This is a genomic window from Rheinheimera sp. F8 (assembly GCF_001518915.1).
In genome coordinates, this window is the sequence record NZ_CP013656.1 from 4,126,891 (window position 1) to 4,151,664 (window position 24,774).

Consider the following 24,774-nt stretch of genomic DNA (forward strand, 5'->3'; position numbering starts at 1 on the left):
TTATGAAGTTAACACAGCTGATTGCCGCGACTCTGACCACTTGTGTCATGTTGAATTGCCAGGCCGTCGAAACCAAAGTCGATGCCGTAGCCGCGATCGTCAACAATAGTGTCGTTCTGGAAACTGAAGTACGCGACATGGTCGCCCGCGTGAAAAAGAACGCAGCCAAACAAGGCCAGACCTTACCTTCTGATTCGGCCTTACAGGTGCAAGCCCTGGAACGTTTAATCATGAACAGCCTGCAGCTGCAGGTGGCGAAACGGATGGGCCTGCAAATTACCGATGCGCAGCTCGATCAGACCATCGAAAACATCGCCCGGGAACAAAAAGTCTCTGTTGAGCAATTCCGTGCTCAGGTCGTGCGGGAAGAAGGCAGCTACGAGCTGTTCCGTGAGCGGTTGCGCGAAGAAATCACCACAGGTGAAGTGCTGCGTGCCAACGTACAACGCCGCATTTATGTCAGCCCGCAAGAGATTGATACGCTGACCAAAATGATGGAACAACAAGGCGCCAGTAACGAACAATACAACATCGGCCATATTTTACTGGCACTGCCAGGCCAGCCGAGCGAAGAACAGATCAAAGATGCGGAAAGCAAAGCAGCCAAAGTGATGGAATTGTTGCGCGGCGGCAGCGATTTCAAAAAAATCGCCATTGCATCTTCGTCTGCTGAAACTGCGCTGGAAGGCGGTGATATGGGTTGGATGAATATCAATGAAATGCCAACTTTGTTCGCCGACCAGGTGCGTGGCAAAAAGAAAAAGGATCTGATTGGACCGCTGCGTTCAGGTGCTGGTTTCCACATTCTGACCATCTTTGATATCAAAGGCGCTAACGTGGTTGAATTCGAAGAAATTTCTTCGCGCCATGTCTTAATCAAGCCATCGATCATTGTCAGTGAAGAAAAAGCTAAAAATATGCTGGCGAAATTTGCCGTTGATTTTAAAGCGGGTAAAGCGGATTTCGCCAAGTTCGCCAAAGAAAATTCAGAAGATCCGGGTTCACGTTTAAAAGGCGGCGAACTGGGTTGGGCTGATCCAAACGTGTTTGTTCCTGAATTCCGCGATACTTTAAAATCGCTGAAAAAAGATCAGCTCAGCGAACCGTTCCGCACCGAACACGGCTGGCACATCGTACAGTTGATGGACCGCCGCACCGTAGACGCCACTGCCGAGAAAAAACGTGAACAAGTCACGCGGATGATTTATAACCGCCGCTTCAACGAGGAATCCAGCAACTTCCTGCGTGAGATCCGCGACGAAGCCTTCATCGAAGTATTGGCAGATAAATAATGACGTTACGGATTGGCGTCACACCGGGCGAACCTGCCGGCATTGGTCCGGATCTGATCATTCAGCTGGCACAGCAGGACTGGCCAGCTGAGCTGGTGGTTTGCGCCGATCCATCGTTGTTGTTGGACAGGGCAAAGCTCATTGGTCTGCCGTTGCAGTTACTGCCCTACCAGGCTGACCTGCCACCGCAGCCTCAACGCGCCGGCACGCTGACCATTGCGCCTTTTGCCTTGGCTCAGCCAGTTGAACCCGGCGTGCTGAATGAAAATAATGGCCGCTACGTGGTCGATACGCTGACTTTTGCCGGTCAGCAATCGATGCAAAAGCAGTTTGACGCCATTGTTACAGGTCCGGTACACAAAGGCATTATCAACAAGTCAGGTATTCCTTTTAGTGGTCACACCGAATTTTTCGCCCTGCAATCCAATACGCCTTATGTCGTGATGATGCTGGCAACGGAAGGCTTGCGTGTGGCCTTGGTCACGACGCACATTCCACTGGCGTATGTTGCCAAAGCCATCACCCGCGAACGTTTACTGCAAGTCACCCGGATCCTGCATCAGGATTTACAACAGAAGTTTGCCATCGCCAATCCACGCATTTATGTCTGTGGACTCAATCCACACGCCGGCGAAGATGGCCATCTCGGCCGGGAAGAAATCGACGTGATCCGGCCGGCTTTGGATGAACTTAGGGCGGAAGGCATGGACCTGATTGGACCGTTGCCGGCCGACACCTTGTTTCAAAGTAAATATCTCGATAACGCCGACGCAGTTCTGGCGATGTATCATGATCAGGGCCTACCGGTGCTGAAACACAAAGGTTTCGGCCGTTCGGTCAATATCAGCCTTGGGCTGCCTTTGATCCGCACCTCGGTCGATCACGGCACTGCATTGGACCTCGCCGGCAAAGGTCTGGCAGATCCCGGCAGTTTCCAGCATGCGCTGGACCAGGCCATTTTTTTAGCGACTCAATCAAAAGCACAACATGACTGATAAAGTACACATGGGGCATCAGGCCCGTAAAAGATTTGGCCAGAACTTCCTGCATGATCCGGCTGTGATTGAACGCATTGTCAAAGCGATAGCGCCAAAGCCGGGTGAGCATCTGGTAGAGATCGGTCCAGGTTTGGGTGCATTAACTGAACCTGTCGCTGAACGTTGTGGCCATCTGACCGTCGTCGAGCTGGACCGGGATTTGGCGCAGCGCCTGCGGGAACATCCGACGCTGGCTGATAAACTAACTATTTATCAAACGGATGCAATGAAATTTGATTTCAGTCAGTTGATGCCGCAAAACGGCAAATTAAAAGTATTTGGCAACCTGCCATACAACATTTCCACGCCTCTGCTGTTTCACCTGTTTGATTTTGCCGACTGCATCGAAAACATGCATTTTATGCTGCAAAAAGAAGTGGTGGAACGAATGACAGCCGGACACGGCAGTAAAACCTACGGCCGGCTCAGTGTCATGACCCAGTTTTTCTGCCAGGCCATTCCGGTGGTGGAAGTAGGCCCCGGTGCATTTAAACCTGCGCCGAAGGTTGACTCTGCAGTAGTCCGCCTCATTCCAAAACCGGTCGCAGAACGCGCCGACGTACCGGTCGCTGTGTTAAACCGGGTGTGTCTGGAAGCCTTTAACCAAAGACGCAAAACACTGCGGAACTGTTTCAGTAACTTTGCAACTGCTGCCGATATCGAAGCACTGGGCATCAATCCGGGTCTGCGGCCAGAACAGTTGTCGGTCGGCGAGTTTATCCGCGTCGCCCAGTGGCTGGCACAACAACCCGATGCGATGGGAGTTGCAGTCAGTAACGACGGAGAAGTGTTGTGATTTACCAAATCCCAATCAGCGTCGAGACGTTTTACATCGCGGGCCAGTCCGATGCCGAGGCGGAACGTTTTGTCTTCGCCTATACCATCACGATCCGCAATGAATCGGGCTCAGCAGTCAAATTATTGCGTCGCTACTGGTCGATCACCGATGCAAACGGCAAAAATACTGAAGTACGCGGTGATGGTGTGGTCGGCGAGCAACCGGAACTGGCGCCAGGGTCCAGCTACACCTACACCAGCGGAGCAGTGCTGGAAACGCCGGTCGGTACTATGCAGGGCCACTACGAGATGCAAACTACGGATGGCAGCGAATTTGAAGCGCCGATCCCACTGTTCCGCCTTGCAGTCCCTAACGTGCTGAATTAATGGCCCGTTATGTCATTGGGGATGTACAGGGCTGCTTTGACCAGCTGCAGCAGCTGCTGGCTTTAATCCAATTTGACCCGACTCAGGATCAACTATGGTTCTGCGGTGATTTGATTGCGCGCGGCCCAAAATCTCTGGAAACTTTGCGTTTTGTCAAAAACCTTGGTGCTTCAGCGATCACAGTGCTTGGCAATCATGACCTGAACTTTCTGGCGAGCTTACACGGTTATGGCCGGGTCAGCCCGGCAGACCAACTTGAAGCGTTACTCCAGGCCCCCGATCTGTCCGAACTTGCACACTGGTTACAGCAACAACCACTTATTCATTACAATGAGACCGAGCAATTACTGCTGGTCCATGCCGGGCTTGCACCTGAGTGGAACATTGATACTGCACTGCAGGCCTGCCATGCCGTCGAGCAGCAGCTGCGGACTGACCCGGTCAGTCTGTATGCACAGATGTATGGCAACACCCCGGATCTATGGTCAGACTCCAAGACAACTGCTGAAAAATTCCGGTTTACTATCAATAGTTGCAGCCGGATGCGCTACTGTTTTGCCGATGGCAGGCTCGAACTGCGGCAGAAAGGCGAATTATCAGATAATCCGCTGTTGACCCCTTGGTTTGATTTCTGGTCTGATAGGACACATCCAACGATCTTTTTTGGTCATTGGGCTGCGTTACAGGGTTATTCCCCTGTTTCGGGAATTCACGCACTGGACACAGGTTGTGTCTGGGGGCAGGCTCTCACATGCTATTGTATTGAATCTCAACAGCGTTTTAGTGTTGCCGGCTACGAAAAAAGACTATAATAATTGGGTTTTATCCATACCGATCCCGAACAATTGCATGGAAGCTGTTGAAGGCGATTGTTGACCAACCCGTTGGGAGTTCCATATGAAGTTAACCGTTGCATTGCGCATCATCGGCGGCTTTGGTGTGATATCAGTGTTGTTACTGATTATCGGCCTTACCTCCTACTCCAGCCTGAACAATATCAGTGATTCAACAAGCCAGGTAAATACCATTTCGATCCCGGCACTGGAGAACAGCGCCACGCTGAAAAGTGAATTCGTGATCATGAGTAAAATCACTTTGCAGGCGTTTTATACCGATGAAGTGAAAAAAATAACGGCTTTTGAAACAGCATTTGCTGCAGAAAAAGATGCGTATGATGCCGCTGCAAAAAATCTTCAGTCTGTGGTTGGTAATGAACCCGTTCTCGCCGCAAGCTTCAAAGACGTTACTGGTCAATACGACGAATTTATTCCAACCAGCAATAATCTGTTTGCTCAGCTGAAAAAATCACTGTCACTGCGCGATTCAATCAACAGCAAACTGGGTGATTTAGAAAGTAACGCTGACGATTCTGCTTCGTTAATCCTTGATTTCAGTGATGTGCGGGATGTCAGTCGTCGTTTCCCGAAAGCTGCCGAAGCCGCTTCTGTCCTCGAGACCAGCATGAACTCGATGGTGAGTACTGTGGTGGATTTAACCCGGACTAATGCAGCTAATACCTCAGAAACGCTCAGCAATGAGATTAAAAACCGGATGACGGATATCGTGGCGAAGATGGCAATCATCAAAGCCGAAGCCGGTGGTGCTGTTGATATGGTGGCTGATTTAGACGAAAAAATTACCACTATCAATGAATTACTCACCGCTGAAGATGGAATTCTGGCTTTAAAATCGAATAAATTAGCGGCAGAAGCTTCAGCCGCGAAATTATTGGCAACAGCTGAACAACAAACGACAGACGCAAGTGCAGCTCTCAGTAAACTGCTGACTAAAGCCCGTGAAGCTGCAGGCGAGATTCAGGAAGAATCAGAGTCTAGCGTCTCCAGTGCTATTGTGTTGATTTTTGGCGTCATGGCTTTCTCCTTCGTTGCAGCTGCTGCAATCGCATTGTGGACGCGTAACAGCATCACCACACCGCTGGGTAAAGTGAATGCGATTCTGGGCGTGGTTGCATCTGGAGATTTGACCAAACAGTTAGACGATTCGGCGCAGGATGAATTTGGCGAACTAGCGCGAAACTGTAATCAGGTGATTGGTAATTTGCGTCAATTGATTCAGGGTATCATTTCACGGTCAACGCAATTAGCCGCAGCTTCAGAGCAGACTTCTGCTATTACTGTACAGTCAACCGCAGCGATCCGTGAGCAGAAATCACAGGTCACACAGGCCGCGACCGCAACGACCGAGATGAGCAGCACTTCACAAGGTGTACTGCAAAGTTCAAACGATGCACTGGCTGAAATCAAACACGCTGATGCAGAAGCAGAACGTGTCAAAGGCATCTCCTCCAACAACAAACAGACCATTCTGCAGTTGTCACAGGAAGTTGAACAGGCTTCCAAAGTTATCAATAAACTGCATCAGGACAGCGCCTCGATTGGCAGTATCCTCGATGTAATTCGTGGTATCGCTGAGCAAACCAACTTACTGGCGCTGAACGCCGCAATCGAAGCAGCGCGGGCCGGTGAACAAGGTCGCGGTTTTGCGGTAGTTGCAGACGAAGTACGGTCACTGGCCAGTAAAACACAAAGCTCAACGCAGGAAATTCAGGCGATGATTCAAGTGCTGCAAAGTGGTGCGCATGCAGCAGTTGAGGCGATGAACAAAGGTAGACGTCAGGCAGAAAACTGTGTGGCGCAGACTGAAGTGGCTGATCAGGCGTTAGATTCAATCACCCATGCTGTACATATGGCTCATGACATGAGTGAGCAAATCTCTCATGCTGCGAAAGAACAGAATCAGGTATCGCATGAGATCAGCAAGCTGCTGGAATCAATCGTCAATATCGCCGAGGAAACGGCTTCTGGTGCAGAGCAAACCTCAGACTCCAGCCATGAAGTAGCACGCCTGGCAGAAGAACTGCGGTTGTCGGTTGATCAATTTAAAGTCTGATTGAACATCAAGATTAAAAAAGGAGCTTCGGCTCCTTTTTTGTTGTGAACTTGCTTAGAACAGCCAGACTAAGTTATGAGTCGAATATCTGCGGGCGTAAAAAAACCGTGGGATCCACGGCTTTTTTGCTGAATTTTTATGGCTATTCGCCACCACCTGCCCGAGCTTTCAGTACCGCAATCAATGCCGAGCCTGCATGATTAGATTCTGCCCAAGCGATATCACCTGATGCAGTAATTTGGGCGGCAGGTAACTGTTTGACAATAAACTCCCCTGCACCGGCTGCATTACTTTTTACTGCAAATCGGATCAGGGATAAACCGTCACAAACCACACCGTCATAAATATTACGTAACCTTAATCGGTTATCAGACAACAACTTACGAAAGCGATTCTTATCATCTGCTTTGACATAATCGCACATCGAAGCAGCCAGCTGTTCCTGAGCCTGAGCGGCTGGTGCAACGAGCATTAAACCTGCAGCCAACGACAGACATAACGTGGCGTTTATTAATTTCATAGGCAACCTCTGAGGCAGAATTAGCAAAACAAAATTAATAGTAGCAACATGTTAGGTGATGCGCAACGCTGGAAATTTCAGCGTTCACGCTCAAGTTGTAAGAAGCGGTAATCTACCGGATTCTTATCATCCGCCTGGAACAATTGCTCTGAACTTATCCGCCACTGACCAATTGCGTGGTAGTCTGGAAAATACGCATCTCCAGCCACTTCAAGCGCAAACTCGGACAAATAAAGCCGGTCTGCCATCGGTAAGGTCTGGCGATACAACTCAGCACCACCAATAACCATCACTTCTGGTTCCTTTGAAAGCAGCGTTAACGCATCTTCGAGACTATTGACCCAATCGGCAGCAAAACCCTCTGGTTTAACTTGACGACTGATCACAACATTGCGCCGGCCCGGCAATAACCGTCCAATTGAATCGAACGTCTTACGGCCCATCACCACCGGTTTCCCTAAGGTCACCTGCTTAAAATGCGCCAGATCAGCAGGCATATGCCAGGGCATCTGGTTGTTTAAACCGATCACCCGGTCATTGGCCATTGCAGCAATCAGACTTAACAACATGCAGCATCCTTAACGGCGATAAATCACTTCGACTTCGTAGTCATCATCATCGAAATCATCGTCATCATCCAAATCGTCCGCCAGATTCATCGCATCCGCGTGATAGTCGTCCCATTTGAACTGTACTGGATCAAGCAGCTGCTCTTTTGGCGCTTCTTTTGGCAACTGATCAAGGTAAGCCTGAATATCCTGACACAAGGCTTCTGTATGCGTTCTGGACGCCGCAGAGACCTGATACACAGGACCATCCCAGCCAATCGCTGCAATCACTTTCTGCTTGATCTCGTCAAGTTCGTCTTCGAGCACCAGATCGATTTTATTGAATACCAACCAACGTGGTTTATTTACCAGTTTGTCACTGTATTTGCCCAACTCGTGGATAATGACCTGTGCATTTTCGGCTGGATCTGAACCGTCGGCTGGTAAAACATCAATCATATGGAGTAACAGGCCACAGCGTTCAAGGTGTTTCAGAAACTGAATGCCTAAACCGGCCCCTTCTGCCGCGCCTTCAATCAGACCCGGGATATCGGCGATCACAAATGACTTGCTGCTTTCAGTCCGAACTACACCAAGATTTGGTACTAATGTCGTAAACGGATAGTCCGCTACTTTCGGTTTTGCTGAAGAAACTGCACGGATAAAGGTAGATTTGCCGGCGTTTGGCAGACCTAACATACCAACGTCTGCGAGCAGTAATAATTCCAGCCGCAGATTTCGAACTTCACCTGGCGTGCCATTGGTTTTTTTCCGCGGTGTGCGGTTAGTACTGCTGGCAAAACGGGCGTTGCCCAGGCCGTGCCAACCGCCTTTAGCAACCATCAGTTTCAAACCATTTCGGGTTAAGTCACCCAAGACTTCATTCGTGTCGACATCAATTGCCCGCGTGCCAACCGGAACTCGTAAAATTGAATCTTCACCGCGCTTACCAGTACAGTTCGTACTCATGCCATTCTGGCCACGCTGTGCGATATGCAGTTTTTCAAATTGGTAATCAACCAACGTATTGAGGTTACTGTCCGCAATCAGATAGACGTCGCCGCCGTCTCCGCCATCACCACCATTTGGTCCACCTTTGGATACAAATTTTTCGCGGCGGAAACTGATGATCCCATTACCACCATCGCCGGCTTCGACCCGGATCAGAGCCTCATCAACAAATTTCATTTCGACCTATCCTGCTAAATACATTGCGAACATTATAAACCTATGATTCTTGAACTGCGAAAACAAAGGCCTGTTGTTTCAAAACTATGCGTTATCTTTTTACTGATAAGCAAAAAAAAACCCCGCTCTGTGCGGGGTTTCTTCGGAGATTTCAGCTGTTATTCGCTAACGATGCTAACGAATTTACGGCTGTGCTCGCCTTTCACTTCAAACTGAACTTTACCGTCAGTTAAAGCAAACAGCGTGTGATCTTTACCGATACCCACGTTGGTGCCAGCATGGAACTTAGTACCACGTTGACGCACGATGATGTTACCAGCCAGAACTGATTCACCGCCAAAACGCTTAACACCTAAGCGTTTCGCTTCTGAATCACGACCGTTACGTGTACTACCTACACCTTTTTTACTTGCCATGAGTCGTTACTCCTGAAATTAAGCGCTGATGCCAGTAATTTTCACTTCAGTAAACCACTGACGGTGGCCAGCTTGTTTACGGTAGTGCTTACGACGGCGGAATTTGACGATTTTAACTTTATCGCCACGGTCATGTGCGACCACTTCCGCAGTAACTTTACTGCCTTCTACGACTGGAGTACCGATTTTTACATCGTCGCCGTTTACGATCATCAGGGCAGCAAACTCAACCTTTGCACCCATCTCTAAGTCCAGTTTTTCTAGACGAAGGGTTTGACCTTCAGTCACACGGTGCTGTTTACCACCACTTTGGAAAACCGCGTACATAGTTAGAACTCCGTACAGATCACGCCAACCGCAGAGGGGGCGTGTTAATTAGATTCACAGGGCGCGAATTGTACGCAATTTCCCCTACCCTCGCAAGCACAAATATTAAAAAGATCATCAACCCACAAAAAGGATCGAGATTTAGTTTTGCCACTTTCGTTGTTGTTGTAGAATCCAGCCATTCTGGTTTCCTGAATTAACTGACCCCGCATGACGCTCGATGAAATCCGCTTACTGAGCCAGCACGATATGACTGCTGTGAATGAACATATTTTTTCTCAGCTGAATTCTGATGTTGCGCTGATCAACCAGCTCGGCATTTATATTGTTAACAGCGGCGGTAAGCGTTTACGCCCACTACTCGCGGTCCTTGCTGCACGCGCGCTCGGCTATCAGGGGGCGCAGCATATAACACTGGCGACCATTATTGAGTTTATCCACACAGCTACTTTACTGCATGATGACGTCGTCGATGAATCGATGCTACGTCGTGGTAAAGAAACTGCAAACGCGGTTTTCGGTAATCAGGCTAGCGTATTGGTCGGTGACTTTTTATACACCCGAGCCTTCCAGCTGATGGTGTCGTTGGAGCGTATGCGCGTCATGCAAATTCTGGCAGATGCAACCAACGTGATTGCAGAAGGTGAAGTACTGCAGTTGATGAACGTAAACGACCCTGACACAACGGAACAAAGTTATCTGCAGGTCATTTATTGCAAAACTGCGCGTTTGTTTGAAGCTGCAACCGAATTGGCTGCAATTCTTGCAGACAAAGACGCTGCAACCACAGAAGCTATGCGGCTTTATGGTCTGCACCTCGGTACTGCCTTCCAACTAATTGATGATGTCCTGGACTACCAGGCGGACGTAAATGAACTTGGTAAGAATATCGGCGACGATCTGGCTGAGGGCAAACCGACATTACCGTTGATCCATGCACTCAAGCACGGTAATCCGACGCAACAGGCATTAATTCGGGAAGCGATTATCGAAAGCAATGGGTTGCAGCACTTCGACGCGATTATGGCCGCTATGCACGATACAAACGCTTTTGGTTACACCCGAAATCTTGCGGAAAGGGAAGCTGAGTTGGCAAAACAGGCTATTGAGTTTTTGCCGCCAAGTCCTTACAAAGACGCTTTACTGACACTGGCGGATATCGCTGTGGAACGCTCTCACTAGAGTACCTGGTTGTCAGTACTAAAATGCAAAAAGCCAGCTGATGCTGGCTTTTTTATCAGGCCTGATATTAAGCCTTATTCACGAACTCTTCACCAAGCGCGATATCTGCTTTTAAAGTCGGCAGCATATCGTTCATTGCATTTTGTTCATATGCGCTCAAAGTACCAATGTCTAACAGTGCTTCGACGCCGTTTTTACCCAAAGTGATCGGCTGAGCGAAGAAACGTGCGTGCTCACCTTTGCCTTCCACATAAGCGTACTCAGTAACTGTCTCGCCTTGCAGGCCTTTGATCAGCGACACACAGAAACGTGCGGCAGCCTGGCCCATCGACAGCGTTGCCGATCCGCCACCCGCTTTGGCTTCAACCACTTCTGTACCGGCGTTCTGGATACGGTAAGTCAGAGCAGCAACTTCTTCGTCGGTAAATGTCACATCTTTAACTTGTGACAACAGTGGCAGAATAGTAGTACCACTGTGGCCACCAATCACCGGAACGATCAGTTCCGCAGGATTTTTACCTTTTAATTCCGCAATAAATGTTTCCGCGCGGATGACGTCCAGCGTCGTTACACCAAAAAGCCGTTTTGCATCATAGGTTCCGGCTTTTTTGAATACTTCAGCAGCGATTGCAACTGTTGTATTCACTGGGTTAGTGATCACACCGACCAGCGCTTTTGGACATTGAACAACAATGGCTTCGGCCAGGGTTTTCACCACACCGGCGTTGATGTTAAACAAATCAGAACGGTCCATACCAGGCTTGCGTGGCATACCGGCAGGGATCATAACAACATCTGCACCTGCTAACGCGGTATGCAAATCGTCTTTTCCATAACCCGTCACTTTTACCGCGGTTGGGATATGACTCAAGTCTACAGCAACACCCGGCGTCACCGGAGCCAGGTCGTATAACGCTAAATCAGTACCAGCAGGCAGATTTAACTTCAGTAATAAAGATAGGGCCTGACCTATACCACCAGCAGCACCTAAAACGGTAACTTTCATGCTTATCTCCAATTGTCGGTTCACCGAAAAAAACGCGCCAACAATACTGAAATACGGCGCAAATTACAAATGACTTATACCAAAGTAGCAGCACATTAATTAACCAGATCAATATAGGACAATATTCAGCAAAGCCCATGGATAATGGCATTCTTGCACGCAGCAAAGAATTCAGTGGATCCAACGGCGGTTTTTGCTATGGTATGCTTTGTTGCATGATGCTTGAGTAAGACTTAATTAAGTGAATTAACTGGTAACTATGACCAAACAAACCAAACAGGAAGCGCTGATCCAAGCCTTTAAAGCGCTGCTGAAAGAAGAAAGGTTCGGTTCACAGAGCGACATTGTGGATGCACTGAAAGCGGAAGGATTTGATAACGTCAGTCAGTCCAAAGTCTCGCGGATGTTGAGTAAATTCGGTGCTGTCCGTACCCGCAACGCCCGCCAGGAAATGGTCTATTGCCTGCCACCCGAATTGGGCGTGCCAACAACCAAAAGTCCACTTCGCCAGCTTGTCCTCGACATAGAACACAATGATGTGATGATTATTATCCGCACGAGTCCCGGCGCAGCCCAGTTGATCGCCAGACTGCTGGATTCGGTGGGTAAAGCCGAAGGTGTGCTGGGTACAATCGCCGGAGACGACACCATATTTATCGCACCAACCAGCGTGAAAAATATAAATTTCACATTGAAGAAAGTGACTGAATTATTTGAAAAGGTCTGAGTTTTTTGGATGCCTTGTCAATAAAAGCATCACAGACCTGCCTGGTCTTCAAGAAACGAGATAGATGGTGCGAAAAAAGCCGCGCCACTATCGGCTTGCACATAATCCAGTAACAAATCGTAGTTTTGCCCGCCCGAGTCGCCTAAACGCCGGTTGAGCCATGTCAGGTATGCTGTTGGCTCAGCTGAACAAGCCAGAATGACCAGCCCTTGGACCTTTAGCTGACCAAACGGCATATTTTGAAACACCAGCGGATAAAACTCACCAAAATCATCTGTCACAGCAGCCTTTACTGCATGACTTTGTTCATGTAGCTGTGCCATTGCCAATTGCTGTCCATCCAGTTTTCGCTGGCCAATAATGACTTCTTGTTGTTGTTGAGTCAGTTGTTGCCAGCGGTTTAAATCAAGTCGATATCGCTGATAGTACACATAGCTGCCCTGAGCTAACTCTGGCTGTGTTGTCTCAGATATCAGTGCTAACTCACGTTTTTTGCGGCCACGTGGCGATTGTGGCTGATCGATAAAACCGGTCAGATCACGGCCATCCATAAAACGAAAACAATGGGTTTGTTCGACCAGCTCAAGATGCGGCATCAGCTGTTGATAACATTGCTGAATAGCCAGATGCAAGACATCATAACGATCTGCCCGGATCTTCAGCAATACATCATAAGGCACGGCTGGCATCGCCAGATCGTCTACCAGCAGAGGAGAAAACGGCTGAAAATCCAAGGGCCGCAGCGCCGGATACAATGCGTCCCAATAACCTGGACCAATCGCAATGACCGCGTTCAGGTTGGCTTCGGAAAATTGCTCTGTGAGTTTTTGAATCAAACCCGGGATCCGCCCAAGCACTCGCCGGATATGCTGCTCGTGCCCATCTAAAGCGTTCATCAGCAACAACAACCCATGTAAGTTTGGTTCTGCACAGACACCTAATTGTTCTCTTGCCATAGTCCCAGCATTACAGTTATCAGATGCCGCCATGCTAACCAAAAAAGTTAGTGGCGCCAAATCTACGTGAACTTTGTGAGATATATCTCACATTTGAGTAGGCTAAAGCGCCTTTTGGTCAGCGATATCAAGCCAGCAACTTCAGTAAGTTGCTATTTTTATTAAATATTTTATATGTTGAGTGATTATTGAGTGACTCCAGCTAAGCCTATCTTGGCTCACAACAACAAAACTCTCATAAATTCAGGGCATAATTCTCTCACCGGACAGGAAGACATCACAGCAATGGTTGTGAAAGCTCAATCAAGGATGGTTGATAAGTCAGATTGTCATGGACAGGCTCAGGAAGAGCTGAGATTTCAGGGTGAAGTCTCTAGGGAAATGGACACCGGGAACGGTGGTGTTGGCAGGATGCCAGCCAATGGAGTAGTCGCTCCGGAGGAGCAGATGTTGTTCAGGGATTGAACAACACAACAAAGGACGCTACAGGATGTAGCAGCGGTGTCAGGATGATACCCAAAGGAACAGGACGCTACAGGATGTAGTAGCGGTATCAGGACGATACCCAAAGGAACAGGACGCTACAGGATGTAGCAGCGGTATCAGGACGATACCCAAAGGAACGGGACGCTACAGGATGTAGCAGCGGTATCAGGACGATACCCAAAGGAACAGGACGCTACAGGATGTAGCAGCGGTATCAGGATGGTACCTCAATGGAATGGAAAGCCAGGATTGGCTTGAAGTAGGACACTGCACTGGCAGCGTTTTATGAGCACGGATGTTAAAACCTTCACAGCGCGTGAATCTCCTTCGGGAGGCAGGGATGGATGCCCATTGGGCACAAAATGGAATTTGGCAAAGTATTACGGTAGCCGCTCCCCAAAAAGGAGCGGCTTTCCTGTTTTTATGGTTCTCATCATTGAATTTGTCTGCGCCTCGTGCGGCTCAGTCTGGTTCCAACTGCCTGCAACCCAACCAGATTGAGTTTCGCCCCGGTGACGCCTGTATCCCAACCCTGTCTTTAGCGGACTCATCCAACCCGGCAGGAACACCTACCTAAACATCGTGAACAGATGATGACTGACAGTTGAAATTTTTTTCATCGTACCTTTGCCTACTTTTCAGCTGGCATCTGCACTGATAGATTAGATTTTGTCCGCACATAAATAAAAAACCCCACAGGCTAGTACCAGTGGGGTCGTCTTAGAAGACAAAGGACAAGGATAGACGATTTGGTGGTAAGGGTTTAGTGTCCCGCTTCGGCAGTCATCACATGCACTGCCGGGCGGGATACTCGCTCCTGAGAAGCCCCACCGGCTCTCCTCAGGCTGCTTACTTTAAGGTCGACACAAATTCAGGGTATGCTTCAATACCACACTCAGAACGGTCTACACCTTCATATTCTTCCTGTTCACTGACCCGGATGCCCATAGTGGCTTTCAGCACACCCCAGACAATCAGACTGCAAACAAAGATCCAGACGAAGATAGTCGCGGCACCAATGAACTGCCCCAGGAACGATGCACTGTCTTTGGTCAGTGGCACAATCATCAGACCAAAGAAACCCACTACACCGTGCACTGAAATCGCACCAACCGGGTCATCAATTTTGATTTTGTCAAAACCGATAATCGCCGCAACCACCAGTACACCCGCTACCGCACCAAAAATCGTTGCTTGCAGTGGTGTTGGCGTTGATGGTTCAGCCGTGATAGCGACCAGACCTGCCAATGCACCGTTTAATACCATCGTTAAGTCCGCTTTACGGAACAGCACCATTGAAACGATCAGAGCAGATAAAGCACCACCCACTGCTGCAGCGTTGGTATTGACGAAAACCATCGCCACACCATGCGCGTTGCCGATGTCCGCAAGTTTCAACATAGAGCCGCCGTTAAAACCGAACCAGCCCATCCACAGGATTAATGTACCCAGAGTTGCCAATGGCATGTTTGAACCTGGGAATGCATGAGCTTTACCATCTTTGGTAAATTTACCTTTGCGGGCACCCAACAAAATTACACCTGCTAAAGCAGCTGCTGCGCCTGCCAAATGCACAATACCTGAACCAGCAAAATCAGAGAAACCAAAGTCAGCCAGGCTATACAAACCGAATACCGGTTGACCACCCCAGGTCCATGACCCTTCCATTGGATACAGCACACCGCACATCACCACTGCGAAGGCAAAAAATGCCCACAGTTTCATCCGCTCAGCGACTGCACCCGAGACGATTGACATCGCAGTAGCAACAAACACGACCTGGAAGAAGAAATCTGCAGCTTTAGAGTAAGCGGCTTTACCAGTGAAACCATTTTCACGGCTGGCAATACTGGCTAATGTCTCATCGACATTCATTGCTTCAATCCCGCTTAAGAAATACCCACCACCGTACATAAACTGGTAACCGCAGATTAAGTACATCAAACAGGCAATGGCATATAACACGAAGTTTTTCGTCAGAATTTCAGTAGTATTTTTTGCCCGGACTAAACCGGATTCCAACATGGCGAACCCAGCCGCCATCCACATAACTAAAGCGCCACACACCAGAAAATAGAAGGTGTCCATGGCAAACTGTAAATGATAAATCTGTTCTTGCATGATGAACTCCTGCTAGATCGCTTCTGCGTCGGTTTCGCCGGTACGGATCCGTACCACTTGCTCGAGGTCGTACACGAAAATTTTACCGTCACCGATCCGACCGGTGTGGGCGGCTTGCTGGATCGCCTGGATCAGGCGGTCGACATTTTCGTCCAGCGTCGCAATTTCCAATTTAACCTTCGGCAGGAAGTCCACCTGGTATTCCGCGCCACGGTACAGCTCTGTGTGGCCTTTTTGCCGCCCGAAACCTTTGACTTCCGTCACGGTCAGGCCTTCTATCCCAATGTCCGCAATCGCTTCACGGACATCGTCAAGCTTAAATGGCTTGATGATGGCTGTTACGAGTTTCATAGTTTTTATCCTCATTGATTCCCGGACCGGCGCAAATCGGCCCAGGCAACTTGTTGCTGTTGCTATTTGTATAAGAAAGTCGTGTGCCAAGTTTTTTATTTCTTTAAATACAGATAGATAGAACAAATCAGCAAGAATTGGATAAAAAAAACGCACCATGATGGTGCGCTTCTTCCCGTTGCAGGTGCAGCAGAAAACAATCAGGCTGGCAGAAATTGCTGCCAGGCCTGGAGCAGCCGGAGCAGATCTTCGACACCACATTCTGACTGAAGACTGGCGTCATCCGTATTGAGATCGGCTTCGATAAACTGGTCGTCCGGTTGAATTTGACCGCAGCTATGATGAAACACCCGCACCTCCATACGTTCGACGTGCAGCGAATACTCGCGACCGGCGAACTGATACTCATCATAAGGACCCAATGTACTGAGTTTGTCGGCCAACGGTTGATAACTCCGGGCATTTAAGTCGAATTCTTCCAACAAAAAACACTGCAAAGCATGTTGTTCTGACGGTAGTTTCAGCAGATATCGCCGGCTGTCAGCCAGATAAATAAAATCATGTTCCACTGTAACTTCTCTCCGGAAATACAGAGGCCCGCAATCGCGGGCCTCTTTGGCAAACTACTGCAACTAACTGAAATTAAACAGCTTGCTGCACAATCACATTCGATGCTTTGCTGGTGTACTGGCTCATCTGATGGAAGTTCAGGTAGCGGTAGGTATCCGCTGCCGTCGTTTCGATCTGCTTCGCATACTCCAGATACTCCGCAACCGTTGGTAAGCGACCGATGATAGACGCTACACCCGCCAGTTCAGCAGAGGCCAGGTACACATTGGCGCCCTGGCCTAAACGGTTCGGGAAGTTACGGGTTGAGGTTGACACTACTGTGGTGTTGTCGCCAACACGGGCCTGGTTACCCATACAGAGTGAACAACCCGGGATCTCGATCCGCGCACCGACGCGGCCGTAAATGCCGTAGTAACCTTCTTCGGTCAGCTGGTCTTTATCCATTTTGGTCGGTGGAGCGATCCACAGACGCGTCGGGATTTGACCTTTGAATTTGTCCAGCAGTTTACCGGCTGCACGGAAGTGACCGATGTTGGTCATACAGGAACCGATAAAGACTTCATCGATCTTCTCACCGGCGACTGCTGACAACAGACGGGCGTCATCCGGATCGTTTGGCGCACACAGGATTGGCTCTTTCACGTCAGCGAGGTCGATTTCGATCACCGCGGCGTATTCAGCATCCGCATCTGCACGTTCCAGTTTCGGATTGGCCAGCCAGGCTTCCATCGCGTTGATACGACGCTCAATAGTACGGATATCACCGTAACCTTCACTGATCATCCACTTCAGCATCACGATGTTCGATTGCAGATATTCACTGACTGAATTCTCCGACAGCGTGATAGTACAACCGGCAGCTGAACGTTCAGCAGAAGCATCTGACAACTCGAACGCCTGTTCAGCAGTTAGATGCTCCAGACCTTCGATTTCCAGCACGCGGCCAGAGAAGATGTTGACCTTGCCTTTTTTCTCCACCGTCAGCAAGCCTTGCTGAATCGCGTAATAAGGGATGGCATGGACCAGATCACGTAACGTGATACCTGGCTGCATCTCGCCTTTAAAGCGCACCAGCACAGACTCAGGCATATCCAGCGGCATGACACCTGTGGCTGCGGCGAATGCAACCAGACCTGAACCGGCCGGGAATGAAATCCCCAGCGGGAAACGCGTGTGTGAATCACCGCCGGTACCAACAGTATCCGGCAGCAACATGCGGTTTAACCAGCTGTGGATCACGCCGTCACCCGGACGCAGCGAAATACCACCGCGGTTCATGATGAAATCAGGCAGCGTGTGGTGTGTGTTTACATCCACTGGTTTCGGATACGCTGCTGTGTGACAGAATGACTGCATCACCAGGTCGGCAGAGAAACCTAAACAGGCCAGATCTTTTAACTCGTCACGCGTCATAGGACCGGTGGTGTCTTGTGAACCGACTGTCGTCATTTTTGGTTCACAGTATTGGCCAGGGCGAATACCTTTGACACCACAAGCTTTACCCACCAGTTTTTGCGCCAGCGTGAAGCCTTTGTTGGTAACTTCAGTCACCGCCGGACGTTCAAACACTGTTGAATGCGGCAGGCCCAGCGCTTCACGGGCTTTGTCAGTTAAACCACGACCGATGATCAGTGGAATACGGCCACCAGCGCGCACTTCGTCTAACAGTACGTTTGAACGCAGTTCAAAGGTTGAAATCACTTCATCAGTGCCGTGACGTTTGACCACGCCCTGATGTGGGAAAATGTCGATCACATCGCCCATCGCCATGCTGTTTACATCCAGCTCGATTGGCAGAGAGCCTGAATCTTCCATCGTGTTGAAGAAGATTGGTGCGATTTTGCCGCCTAAACAGACACCGCCAGTGCGTTTGTTTGGCACGAATGGCATGTCGTCACCCATGAACCACAATACTGAGTTGGTCGCAGATTTACGGCTTGAACCTGTGCCGACCACGTCACCGACGTACGCCAGCGGGAAGCCTTTGGCCAGCAGCGTTTCGATTTGTTTTACCGGGCCTTTTGCACCGGCAACGTCCGGCTCAATACCTTCACGGGCGTTTTTCAGCATCGCTAAAGCGTGCAGTGGGATATCCGGCCGTGACCAGGCATCCGGGGCTGGTGACAGATCGTCGGTATTGGTTTCACCAGTGACTTTAAACACAGTCACCGTGATTTTCTCAGGAATAGCAGGTTTGCTTAAGAACCACTCGGCATCGGCCCAGCTTTGCAACACGTTTTTCGCATGCTGGTTGCCTTTATCGGCTTTCGCTTTGACGTCATGGAAAGAATCAAACATCAGCAGCGTGTGAGACAGACCTTTGGCGGCGATAGCGCCTAACTTGTCGCTGTCCAGCAGGTCAATCATCGGCTGGATGTTATAACCACCGAACATAGTGCCCAGTAATTCTGTGGCGCGCTCGGCCGTCACTAACGGGCTTGGCACTTCGCCTTTTGCAACTGCTGTTAAAAAGCCGGCTTTGACATAAGCAGCTTCATCAACACCTGGTGGAATACGGTTTTCGAGTAAGTCGACGAGGAATGCTTCTTCGCCGACCGGAGGATTCTTTAATAATTCAACTAAGTCAGCCACTTGTTGCGCAGTCAGCGGCTTCGGAGGAATGCCTTGGGCGGCACGTTCAGCGACGTGTTCACGGTATTGTTGCAGCACGGTAATGTCCTCTGGTTGGTCCACCCGAGCCTGTGCTCAAGCGGGTTTGCAGCAAATCAAACGGCTGGATTATAAGAAAAATCAGCCACAAATGACACCGAAGTATATGCCGCACTGCTTATAGTGGCTATAAGTTTGATGAATGGTTAGCGTTTAAAACAATGATATGGGAAATTGTTGGGCAGGAATTCAGCTAAACGCCGATACCGCAGTTTGCACCGGTACGCCAAGTAGCAAAAAGGCCGCGGGGAGCGGCCTTTGATTTGATTGCAAGCTGGCAGATTAATTACCAGATTTTGACGCGGTTTTCCGGTGCGATGTACATCTTGTCGCCTGGTTTGACGTTAAATGCGTCGTAGAACTCAGGAATGTTCGACACGATACCAATAACACGGTATTCGCTTGGTGAATGTGGATCTGTGGTCAGCATGTTACGCAGATACTCTTCGCGACCTTTACGACGCCACACTTGTGACCAGCTCAGGAAGAAACGCTGTTCACCGGTGAAGCCATCCATGACTGGCGCTTCTTTACCTGCCAAAGACAGCTTGTAAGCCTTCAGCGCAACAGTCAGACCGCCCAGGTCACCGATGTTTTCACCCAGCGTCAGCTCGCCATTGACATGCATGCCTTCCAGTGGTGAGTACTGGTTGTATTGTGCCACCAGCTGCTTGCCGCGTTTTTCGAATTCAGCTTTATCCGCATCGGTCCACCAGTTGCGCAGGTTACCGTCGCCGTCAAACTTGGCGCCCTGGTCGTCAAAACCGTGGCCCAGTTCATGGCCGATCACCGCACCGATACCACCGTAGTTCACTGCATCATCGGCATCCAGATTAAAGAATGGCGGTTGCAGGATCGCGGCCGGGAACACGATTTCGTTGTTCACCGGGTTGTAGTAGGCGTTGACGGTTTGTGGGGTCATAAACCATTCTGAACGGTCAACTGGTTTGCCAAGCTTGGCCGTCATCTGGCTGTAGGCGAACTGTGCAGCCGCTTTATAGTTGCTGACCAGATCGTCGGCTTTGATGCTCAGGTTGCTGTAGTCTTTCCATTTATCCGGGTAACCGATTTTTGGTGTGAACTTGTTCAGCTTCTCATGCGCGGCTTTTTTCGTTTCCGGCGTCATCCATTCCAGCGTATCGATGCTCTGGTGATAAGCTTTGATCAGATTGTCGACCAGCACTTTCATCCGCTCTTTGGCTTCTGGTTTGAAGTGTTGTTCGACGTATAGTTTGCCAACGATTTCGCCGAGCACTTCATCAGAAGCATTCACGGCTTTTTTCCAGCGTGGTTGCTGCTCTTTGGTACCTGACAGTACGGTACCGTAGAAGGCGAACTGACGATCAACAAAAGCTTTGCTCAATTTGGCTGAATATTCAGACACAAAGCGGATGCTCAGGTAGTCTTTCCAGGTTTGCAGATCGGTGTCTTTATAGATCCCGGCAAAAGCTTCGAAGTAGCTTGGCTGTTCAACGATGATGTCTGACACGCCATCCAGCTTGACGACTTTGGCATACTCTTCCCAAGGGAAAGCACCCAGTTTGGCGGTTAAATCTGCTTTGCTGAACTTATTGTAAGTCTTATCGGCGTCGCGGTTTTCTACGCGGCTCCAGTGTTTCTCTGCAATTTTCAGTTCCAGCGCATAGATGCGCTCCGCCGCTTTCGCAGGATCTGCTACGCCGGCTAAGGTCAGCATGTCGACCAGATATTTCTGATATTCGGTGCGGATTGTGTCGAACTTCGCGTCTTTGTTGAAGTAATAATCTTTATCCGGTAAACCCAGACCGCTTTGGCCCAGATACAACGCGTTTTGCGTTGAGGCTTTGGCGTCGTTATTGACGTACCAGCCAAATGGCAGACTGGTGCCAGCCAGCTGGAATTCACCCATCACGCGGGCCAGCTCAGTGTGGTCTTTGATCGCAGCGATTTTGTCTAAATCGGCTTTGATTGGCGCGACGCCTTTGGCTTCGATGCCGGCTTCGTCCATATAGCTGGTGTAGAAATCACCCAGCTTCTGTTCGTCAGTACCCGCTACTTTATCTTTTTTCGCGGCAGCAGATTCGATAATAGTGCGCATTGCCACTTGTGAATCGTCGTACAGCTTGGTGAAAGAACCGTAGTTGGATTTGTCGGCCGGGATCTCGGTTTTTTGTAACCAGGTACCGTTTACGCTGTAGAAGAAGTTTTCAGTATGTTTGACCGCCGGGTCAAAGTTTTCCTGCTCAACACCGGATACCAGTGTTTTGGCCGGAACGGCGGCGACTGCCGGAGCTTCAGCCGGAGCCTGTGCGGCTTTTTCGCAGCCGGTCAGACCAAGCGCCAGTGCAACACTGAGCGCCAGTACAGAGATATTTTTCATCGGGATAATTCCTGGTTGATTTTTATAAGACCCTGAGTCTTAGGCGGATGCGGATCGGGATGCAGCCTGCTGCAGATGCGCCTGAACTCTGCTTGCATGGTAACGCGGCGCACGTCAGCCGACAACGATAGCAACGGGCAAGTTGTAACGAAATGCAACAAAACACCGCATCAGGTGTAAAACTTCTTTACAGCAACAGCGCAAAATGGCCACTAACCGGCGGTTAATTCAGCAACGGCTGGCCGGCCAGATGCTGGTAATGCCGCTGCAGATTCTCAATGCGAGGCAATGCCTGATGCGACGAATAAGGTTTAAATAACAACAGCACTTTTAATACGCCCTGATACGCCTGCGCCTGATCGATCGCCGCCTGCGGCGCCTGCGTTTTCAGGTAACTGATCCAGAAAGTCACTACCAGTTTGATGGTGTGAGCGAAGTTGGCGATATCAGCGTCATCTATTTCAATGACATCGGCCGCTTTTAATGCCTGTAACACTGAGACTACTTTGCTTTGTACACCTTTTTGCACCAGCAGATAATCCTGCTGCAGCAATGGGTCGCGGCTGAGGATATCCGGCAGGTTGGCGTAAAAAAAGTGAAAGCGCCACATCAGTTCAAATACGGTATCCAAATATTGCGCTAATGCATCCAGCGCCTCGGAATGCCGGCTTGGCGGCTGCAGACGGCTGTCCAGCAATTTGGCATATTCTTTAAAAATCTGCCGGACAATGTCTTCTTTGTTCCTGAAATGGTAATACAGATTACCCGGACTGATACCGAGATGGGCAGCAATATGGTTGGTGGTGATTTGACGCTCGCCTTGCTGGTTAAACAACTCGATGCTGGCTTGTAATATTTTATCTTTAGTGCGCAACTTCTTGTCCATGACCGGCACGGGCTTATAGTGAAAGGGATTATTTTGTTATAGTAACGTCAAATCGAAAAAAAATACCAGCCCTGCCTGCGCCAGCCTGCGCCGGTACCGCTGCGACCACAGGCGCCCACGATGAAAACCAAAGCAATTTATCCCGGGACTTTTGACCCGCTGACCAATGGCCATACCGATTTAGTCATCCGCGCGGCCCGCCTATTTGATGAAGTGATCCTGGCCGTAGCCGCCAATCCGAGTAAACAGCCGATGTTCAGTCTGGAAGAACGGGTTGCGCTGGCACAGCAGGTGTTCGCCGATCTGCCGAACGTGCAGGTTGTCGGATTCGCCGGCTTGCTGGCTGAATTTGGCCGCATCCATCAGGCACAGGTGTTAATCCGTGGGGTGCGGGCTGTCGCTGATTTTGAGTATGAATTCCAGCTCGCCAGCATGAACCGGCAGCTCAATCCTGACCTCGACAGTCTGTTTATGACCCCGTCAGAAAAAAACATGTTTATCTCCTCTACGCTGGTCAAAGAAGTGGCGCGGCATGGTGGAGATGTTTCCCCTTTTGTCGCACCGCAAGTGCTGGATGCGCTGAACCGGAAGTTAGGCCGATGAAATTAAAGCTGTTAACGCTGTCATTCACTCTGGCGCTTTGTACCGCGCCTGCAATAGCGACCCCATGGCTGGACACCCAGGACAATTATCTGCGTCAGTCGTTACAAAGTCTGGCGCAAGCCGGATTGTTAACCGGGCCAGTCAACACTTATCCGATCATGTGGAAGAATATTGCCATCGATTTAAATCGGATCGACAGCGCGGCCTTAAGCCCGGAGCTGCAATTCGCTGTGGCGCATTTACGCAGTGCGTTACATGCCAACCGCGGTGAGCGTCAGTCCGGGGTAAAAATCAAAGCGAACAGCGCGACATCGAACCATCAACATTTTGGCGAAAGCTATTTTGAAGATGCGGCGCTGAGTCTGTTTCAGGAAGTACAAAGTGATTCAGTCGCCGGCCGCTTGCAAGTCAATCGCCGTGCACTGGCCGATGACAGCACCGAACAAGCCAGCACGCTGGATGGCAGCTATCTGGCGTTGATCCGCGGCAACTGGGTATTGCAGGTCGACCAGACGCCTGTCTGGTGGGGACCGGGTCAACAAAGCAGTTTATTACTCAGTAATAATGCGCGGCCGATGCCCAGTGTGCGGCTGACGCGTCATGGCTGGCAACCAGATGAACGCAGTTGGTTGCGCTGGCTGGGTCCCTGGTCGGCCACGACTTTCCTTGGCTACGGTCAGCACAACAGTGTGGTACCACAAACCCGTTATTGGGGGGGGCGCCTGACGTTAAGGCCAGTTCCTGCCATTGAATTGGGGGCCAGCCGTGTGATCCAATGGGGTGGCCAGGGCCGCAGTAATGGCTTCAGTACTTTGTGGGATCTGGTGAGCTATGACAAACGTGATGAAATCCCGGCCGACCAGCGTGCTGCGCTTGATGCCGCCTGGCACCTGCAACTGGCTGGTTTTCCGCTGACGCTTTATACCGAACTGGCCGACGATGACAATCAAAGTGGTACACCGGATCAGTTATTACAACTGTGGGGGGTGCGCAGTTATTTTGGTGAAACCGACGGCATTCACACGCTTAACTTTGAATATTCAGATACATACCTGAAATGCGCCGACCAGCTGGAACCCGGTGATTGTGCGTATCAGGGCGGACTTTATCCGGACGGGTATCGCCGCTACGGCCGCATTATCGGCAGCGGTTATGGCGCTGATGCAGAGGTGTTGAGCAGCGCCTATCATTATCAGACCTTAGGCGGCATCAGTTGGTCAGCACAATTGACGCTGGCACGCTATCATCAGGCGGCCTTGTCAGATACCAGCTGGCAGCTGAAGCTGGAACATCGGCGCGGCTTGTTTGACGGCTTACTCAGTCTGCAACTTCGTTACTTGCAGCAGTCACCATTGCGGCCAGAGCTGGACCATCAGGTCAGTGCGGCTGGCAGCTGGGAATACCGGTTCTAAGCGATTTCTCACCGCGCGGCGTGAGAGGACGGAGCGTGGATCT

The 24,774-nt window shown here is 50.0% G+C and carries 23 protein-coding genes; 10 read left to right on the forward strand and 13 right to left on the reverse strand.

Going from position 1 to position 24,774, the window contains the following annotated elements; all coding sequences use genetic code 11:
- Positions 1 to 2 precede the first annotated feature (2 nt).
- From surA to ATY27_RS18365, 6 genes are all read left to right on the forward strand, one after another.
- Positions 3 to 1,292: a peptidylprolyl isomerase SurA gene (surA, locus tag ATY27_RS18340; protein WP_208932058.1), complete on the forward strand. Its 1,290-nt coding sequence runs from the start codon at positions 3 to 5 to the stop codon at positions 1,290 to 1,292.
- A complete protein-coding gene (pdxA, locus tag ATY27_RS18345; protein WP_208932059.1) occupies positions 1,292 to 2,287 on the forward strand; it encodes a 4-hydroxythreonine-4-phosphate dehydrogenase PdxA in 996 nt (331 codons plus the stop codon). The genes surA and pdxA overlap by 1 nt, the downstream gene beginning before the upstream one ends.
- Entirely contained in the window at positions 2,280 to 3,125 is an 846-nt protein-coding gene (gene rsmA / locus ATY27_RS18350; protein ID WP_208932060.1) for a 16S rRNA (adenine(1518)-N(6)/adenine(1519)-N(6))-dimethyltransferase RsmA, read from the forward strand. Before pdxA ends, rsmA begins: the two co-directional genes overlap by 8 nt.
- Positions 3,122 to 3,493, forward strand: coding sequence for a Co2+/Mg2+ efflux protein ApaG (apaG, locus tag ATY27_RS18355; RefSeq protein WP_208932061.1), 372 nt, complete (start codon positions 3,122 to 3,124; stop codon positions 3,491 to 3,493). Before rsmA ends, apaG begins: the two co-directional genes overlap by 4 nt.
- The gene (locus ATY27_RS18360) at positions 3,493 to 4,305 is read left to right on the forward strand and encodes a symmetrical bis(5'-nucleosyl)-tetraphosphatase (protein WP_208932062.1); all 813 of its coding nucleotides are present in this window, start codon (positions 3,493 to 3,495) and stop codon (positions 4,303 to 4,305) included. The genes apaG and ATY27_RS18360 overlap by 1 nt, the downstream gene beginning before the upstream one ends.
- 85 nt (positions 4,306 to 4,390) lie before the next feature.
- Positions 4,391 to 6,403 (forward strand): methyl-accepting chemotaxis protein, encoded by a 2,013-nt coding sequence (locus tag ATY27_RS18365; protein WP_208932063.1) that lies wholly within the window; start codon positions 4,391 to 4,393, stop codon positions 6,401 to 6,403.
- 142 nt (positions 6,404 to 6,545) lie between these two features.
- On the opposite strand, the gene ATY27_RS18370 is transcribed toward ATY27_RS18365, so the two are convergent.
- The 5 genes from ATY27_RS18370 to rplU form a co-directional block, all read right to left on the reverse strand.
- Positions 6,546 to 6,923: a DUF3718 domain-containing protein gene (locus ATY27_RS18370; protein WP_208932064.1), complete on the reverse strand. Its 378-nt coding sequence runs from the start codon at positions 6,921 to 6,923 to the stop codon at positions 6,546 to 6,548.
- Between the two features lie 77 nt (positions 6,924 to 7,000).
- The gene (gene folA / locus ATY27_RS18375; RefSeq protein WP_208932065.1) at positions 7,001 to 7,492 is read right to left on the reverse strand and encodes a type 3 dihydrofolate reductase; all 492 of its coding nucleotides are present in this window, start codon (positions 7,490 to 7,492) and stop codon (positions 7,001 to 7,003) included.
- Between the two features lie 9 nt (positions 7,493 to 7,501).
- Positions 7,502 to 8,659: an Obg family GTPase CgtA gene (cgtA, locus tag ATY27_RS18380; protein WP_208932066.1), complete on the reverse strand. Its 1,158-nt coding sequence runs from the start codon at positions 8,657 to 8,659 to the stop codon at positions 7,502 to 7,504.
- Positions 8,660 to 8,817: 158 nt separating this feature from the next.
- Positions 8,818 to 9,075, reverse strand: a complete 258-nt coding sequence (rpmA, locus tag ATY27_RS18385) for a 50S ribosomal protein L27 (RefSeq protein ID WP_031566953.1) — start codon at positions 9,073 to 9,075, stop codon at positions 8,818 to 8,820.
- Positions 9,076 to 9,093: 18 nt separating this feature from the next.
- On the reverse strand, positions 9,094 to 9,402 hold the full coding sequence (gene rplU, locus ATY27_RS18390) for a 50S ribosomal protein L21 (protein WP_031566951.1): 309 nt from the start codon (positions 9,400 to 9,402) through the stop codon (positions 9,094 to 9,096).
- Between the two features lie 210 nt (positions 9,403 to 9,612).
- Here rplU and ispB point away from each other — a divergent pair, with 210 nt between their 5' ends.
- Complete coding sequence (ispB, locus tag ATY27_RS18395) at positions 9,613 to 10,584, forward strand: octaprenyl diphosphate synthase (protein WP_208932067.1); 972 nt, start codon at positions 9,613 to 9,615, stop codon at positions 10,582 to 10,584.
- Between the two features lie 67 nt (positions 10,585 to 10,651).
- Here ispB and mdh read toward each other — a convergent pair whose 3' ends face one another.
- Positions 10,652 to 11,590 (reverse strand): malate dehydrogenase, encoded by a 939-nt coding sequence (gene mdh, locus ATY27_RS18400; RefSeq protein WP_208932068.1) that lies wholly within the window; start codon positions 11,588 to 11,590, stop codon positions 10,652 to 10,654.
- Positions 11,591 to 11,849: 259 nt separating this feature from the next.
- Here mdh and argR point away from each other — a divergent pair, with 259 nt between their 5' ends.
- Positions 11,850 to 12,317, forward strand: coding sequence for a transcriptional regulator ArgR (gene argR, locus ATY27_RS18405; RefSeq protein WP_208932069.1), 468 nt, complete (start codon positions 11,850 to 11,852; stop codon positions 12,315 to 12,317).
- A 29-nt stretch (positions 12,318 to 12,346) separates the two neighbouring features.
- Here argR and ATY27_RS18410 read toward each other — a convergent pair whose 3' ends face one another.
- The 7 genes from ATY27_RS18410 to ATY27_RS18440 form a co-directional block, all read right to left on the reverse strand.
- Positions 12,347 to 13,273: a Dyp-type peroxidase gene (locus tag ATY27_RS18410; protein WP_208932070.1), complete on the reverse strand. Its 927-nt coding sequence runs from the start codon at positions 13,271 to 13,273 to the stop codon at positions 12,347 to 12,349.
- A gap of 1,335 nt (positions 13,274 to 14,608) precedes the next feature.
- Positions 14,609 to 15,880 carry an ammonium transporter gene (locus tag ATY27_RS18415; RefSeq protein ID WP_208932071.1) on the reverse strand — a complete coding sequence of 424 codons (1,272 nt, stop codon included), beginning with the start codon at positions 15,878 to 15,880 and terminating at the stop codon, positions 14,609 to 14,611.
- 12 nt (positions 15,881 to 15,892) lie between these two features.
- Entirely contained in the window at positions 15,893 to 16,231 is a 339-nt protein-coding gene (gene glnK, locus ATY27_RS18420) for a P-II family nitrogen regulator (protein WP_208932072.1), read from the reverse strand.
- Between the two features lie 200 nt (positions 16,232 to 16,431).
- A complete protein-coding gene (locus tag ATY27_RS18425; protein ID WP_208932073.1) occupies positions 16,432 to 16,800 on the reverse strand; it encodes a YacL family protein in 369 nt (122 codons plus the stop codon).
- 73 nt (positions 16,801 to 16,873) lie between these two features.
- On the reverse strand, positions 16,874 to 19,471 hold the full coding sequence (acnB, locus tag ATY27_RS18430; RefSeq protein WP_208932074.1) for a bifunctional aconitate hydratase 2/2-methylisocitrate dehydratase: 2,598 nt from the start codon (positions 19,469 to 19,471) through the stop codon (positions 16,874 to 16,876).
- A 286-nt stretch (positions 19,472 to 19,757) separates the two neighbouring features.
- Entirely contained in the window at positions 19,758 to 21,830 is a 2,073-nt protein-coding gene (locus ATY27_RS18435; RefSeq protein WP_208932075.1) for a M13-type metalloendopeptidase, read from the reverse strand.
- A gap of 223 nt (positions 21,831 to 22,053) precedes the next feature.
- The gene (locus tag ATY27_RS18440) at positions 22,054 to 22,716 is read right to left on the reverse strand and encodes a TetR/AcrR family transcriptional regulator (RefSeq protein ID WP_208932076.1); all 663 of its coding nucleotides are present in this window, start codon (positions 22,714 to 22,716) and stop codon (positions 22,054 to 22,056) included.
- A 120-nt stretch (positions 22,717 to 22,836) separates the two neighbouring features.
- Between ATY27_RS18440 and coaD the strand changes: the two genes are divergently transcribed.
- Complete coding sequence (coaD, locus tag ATY27_RS18445) at positions 22,837 to 23,319, forward strand: pantetheine-phosphate adenylyltransferase (protein WP_208932077.1); 483 nt, start codon at positions 22,837 to 22,839, stop codon at positions 23,317 to 23,319.
- Complete coding sequence (locus ATY27_RS18450; RefSeq protein ID WP_208932078.1) at positions 23,316 to 24,731, forward strand: capsule assembly Wzi family protein; 1,416 nt, start codon at positions 23,316 to 23,318, stop codon at positions 24,729 to 24,731. The genes coaD and ATY27_RS18450 overlap by 4 nt, the downstream gene beginning before the upstream one ends.
- The last annotated feature ends 43 nt before the right edge of the window (positions 24,732 to 24,774 follow it).

Bases quoted from the DNA above. Each gene is read 5' to 3' on its own strand.
- surA (WP_208932058.1), top strand. From the start codon at position 3: ATGAAGTTAACACAGCTGATTGCCGCGACTCTGACCACTTGTGTCATG.
- pdxA (WP_208932059.1), top strand. From the start codon at position 1,292: ATGACGTTACGGATTGGCGTCACACCGGGCGAACCTGCCGGCATTGGT.
- rsmA (WP_208932060.1), top strand. From the start codon at position 2,280: ATGACTGATAAAGTACACATGGGGCATCAGGCCCGTAAAAGATTTGGC.
- ATY27_RS18360 (WP_208932062.1), top strand. From the start codon at position 3,493: ATGGCCCGTTATGTCATTGGGGATGTACAGGGCTGCTTTGACCAGCTG.
- ATY27_RS18365 (WP_208932063.1), top strand. From the start codon at position 4,391: ATGAAGTTAACCGTTGCATTGCGCATCATCGGCGGCTTTGGTGTGATA.
- ATY27_RS18370 (WP_208932064.1), bottom strand. From the start codon at position 6,923: ATGAAATTAATAAACGCCACGTTATGTCTGTCGTTGGCTGCAGGTTTA.
- folA (WP_208932065.1), bottom strand. From the start codon at position 7,492: ATGTTGTTAAGTCTGATTGCTGCAATGGCCAATGACCGGGTGATCGGT.
- cgtA (WP_208932066.1), bottom strand. From the start codon at position 8,659: ATGAAATTTGTTGATGAGGCTCTGATCCGGGTCGAAGCCGGCGATGGT.
- rpmA (WP_031566953.1), bottom strand. From the start codon at position 9,075: ATGGCAAGTAAAAAAGGTGTAGGTAGTACACGTAACGGTCGTGATTCA.
- rplU (WP_031566951.1), bottom strand. From the start codon at position 9,402: ATGTACGCGGTTTTCCAAAGTGGTGGTAAACAGCACCGTGTGACTGAA.
- ispB (WP_208932067.1), top strand. From the start codon at position 9,613: ATGACGCTCGATGAAATCCGCTTACTGAGCCAGCACGATATGACTGCT.
- mdh (WP_208932068.1), bottom strand. From the start codon at position 11,590: ATGAAAGTTACCGTTTTAGGTGCTGCTGGTGGTATAGGTCAGGCCCTA.
- argR (WP_208932069.1), top strand. From the start codon at position 11,850: ATGACCAAACAAACCAAACAGGAAGCGCTGATCCAAGCCTTTAAAGCG.
- ATY27_RS18410 (WP_208932070.1), bottom strand. From the start codon at position 13,273: ATGGCAAGAGAACAATTAGGTGTCTGTGCAGAACCAAACTTACATGGG.
- ATY27_RS18415 (WP_208932071.1), bottom strand. From the start codon at position 15,880: ATGCAAGAACAGATTTATCATTTACAGTTTGCCATGGACACCTTCTAT.
- glnK (WP_208932072.1), bottom strand. From the start codon at position 16,231: ATGAAACTCGTAACAGCCATCATCAAGCCATTTAAGCTTGACGATGTC.
- ATY27_RS18435 (WP_208932075.1), bottom strand. From the start codon at position 21,830: ATGAAAAATATCTCTGTACTGGCGCTCAGTGTTGCACTGGCGCTTGGT.
- ATY27_RS18440 (WP_208932076.1), bottom strand. From the start codon at position 22,716: ATGGACAAGAAGTTGCGCACTAAAGATAAAATATTACAAGCCAGCATC.
- coaD (WP_208932077.1), top strand. From the start codon at position 22,837: ATGAAAACCAAAGCAATTTATCCCGGGACTTTTGACCCGCTGACCAAT.
- ATY27_RS18450 (WP_208932078.1), top strand. From the start codon at position 23,316: ATGAAATTAAAGCTGTTAACGCTGTCATTCACTCTGGCGCTTTGTACC.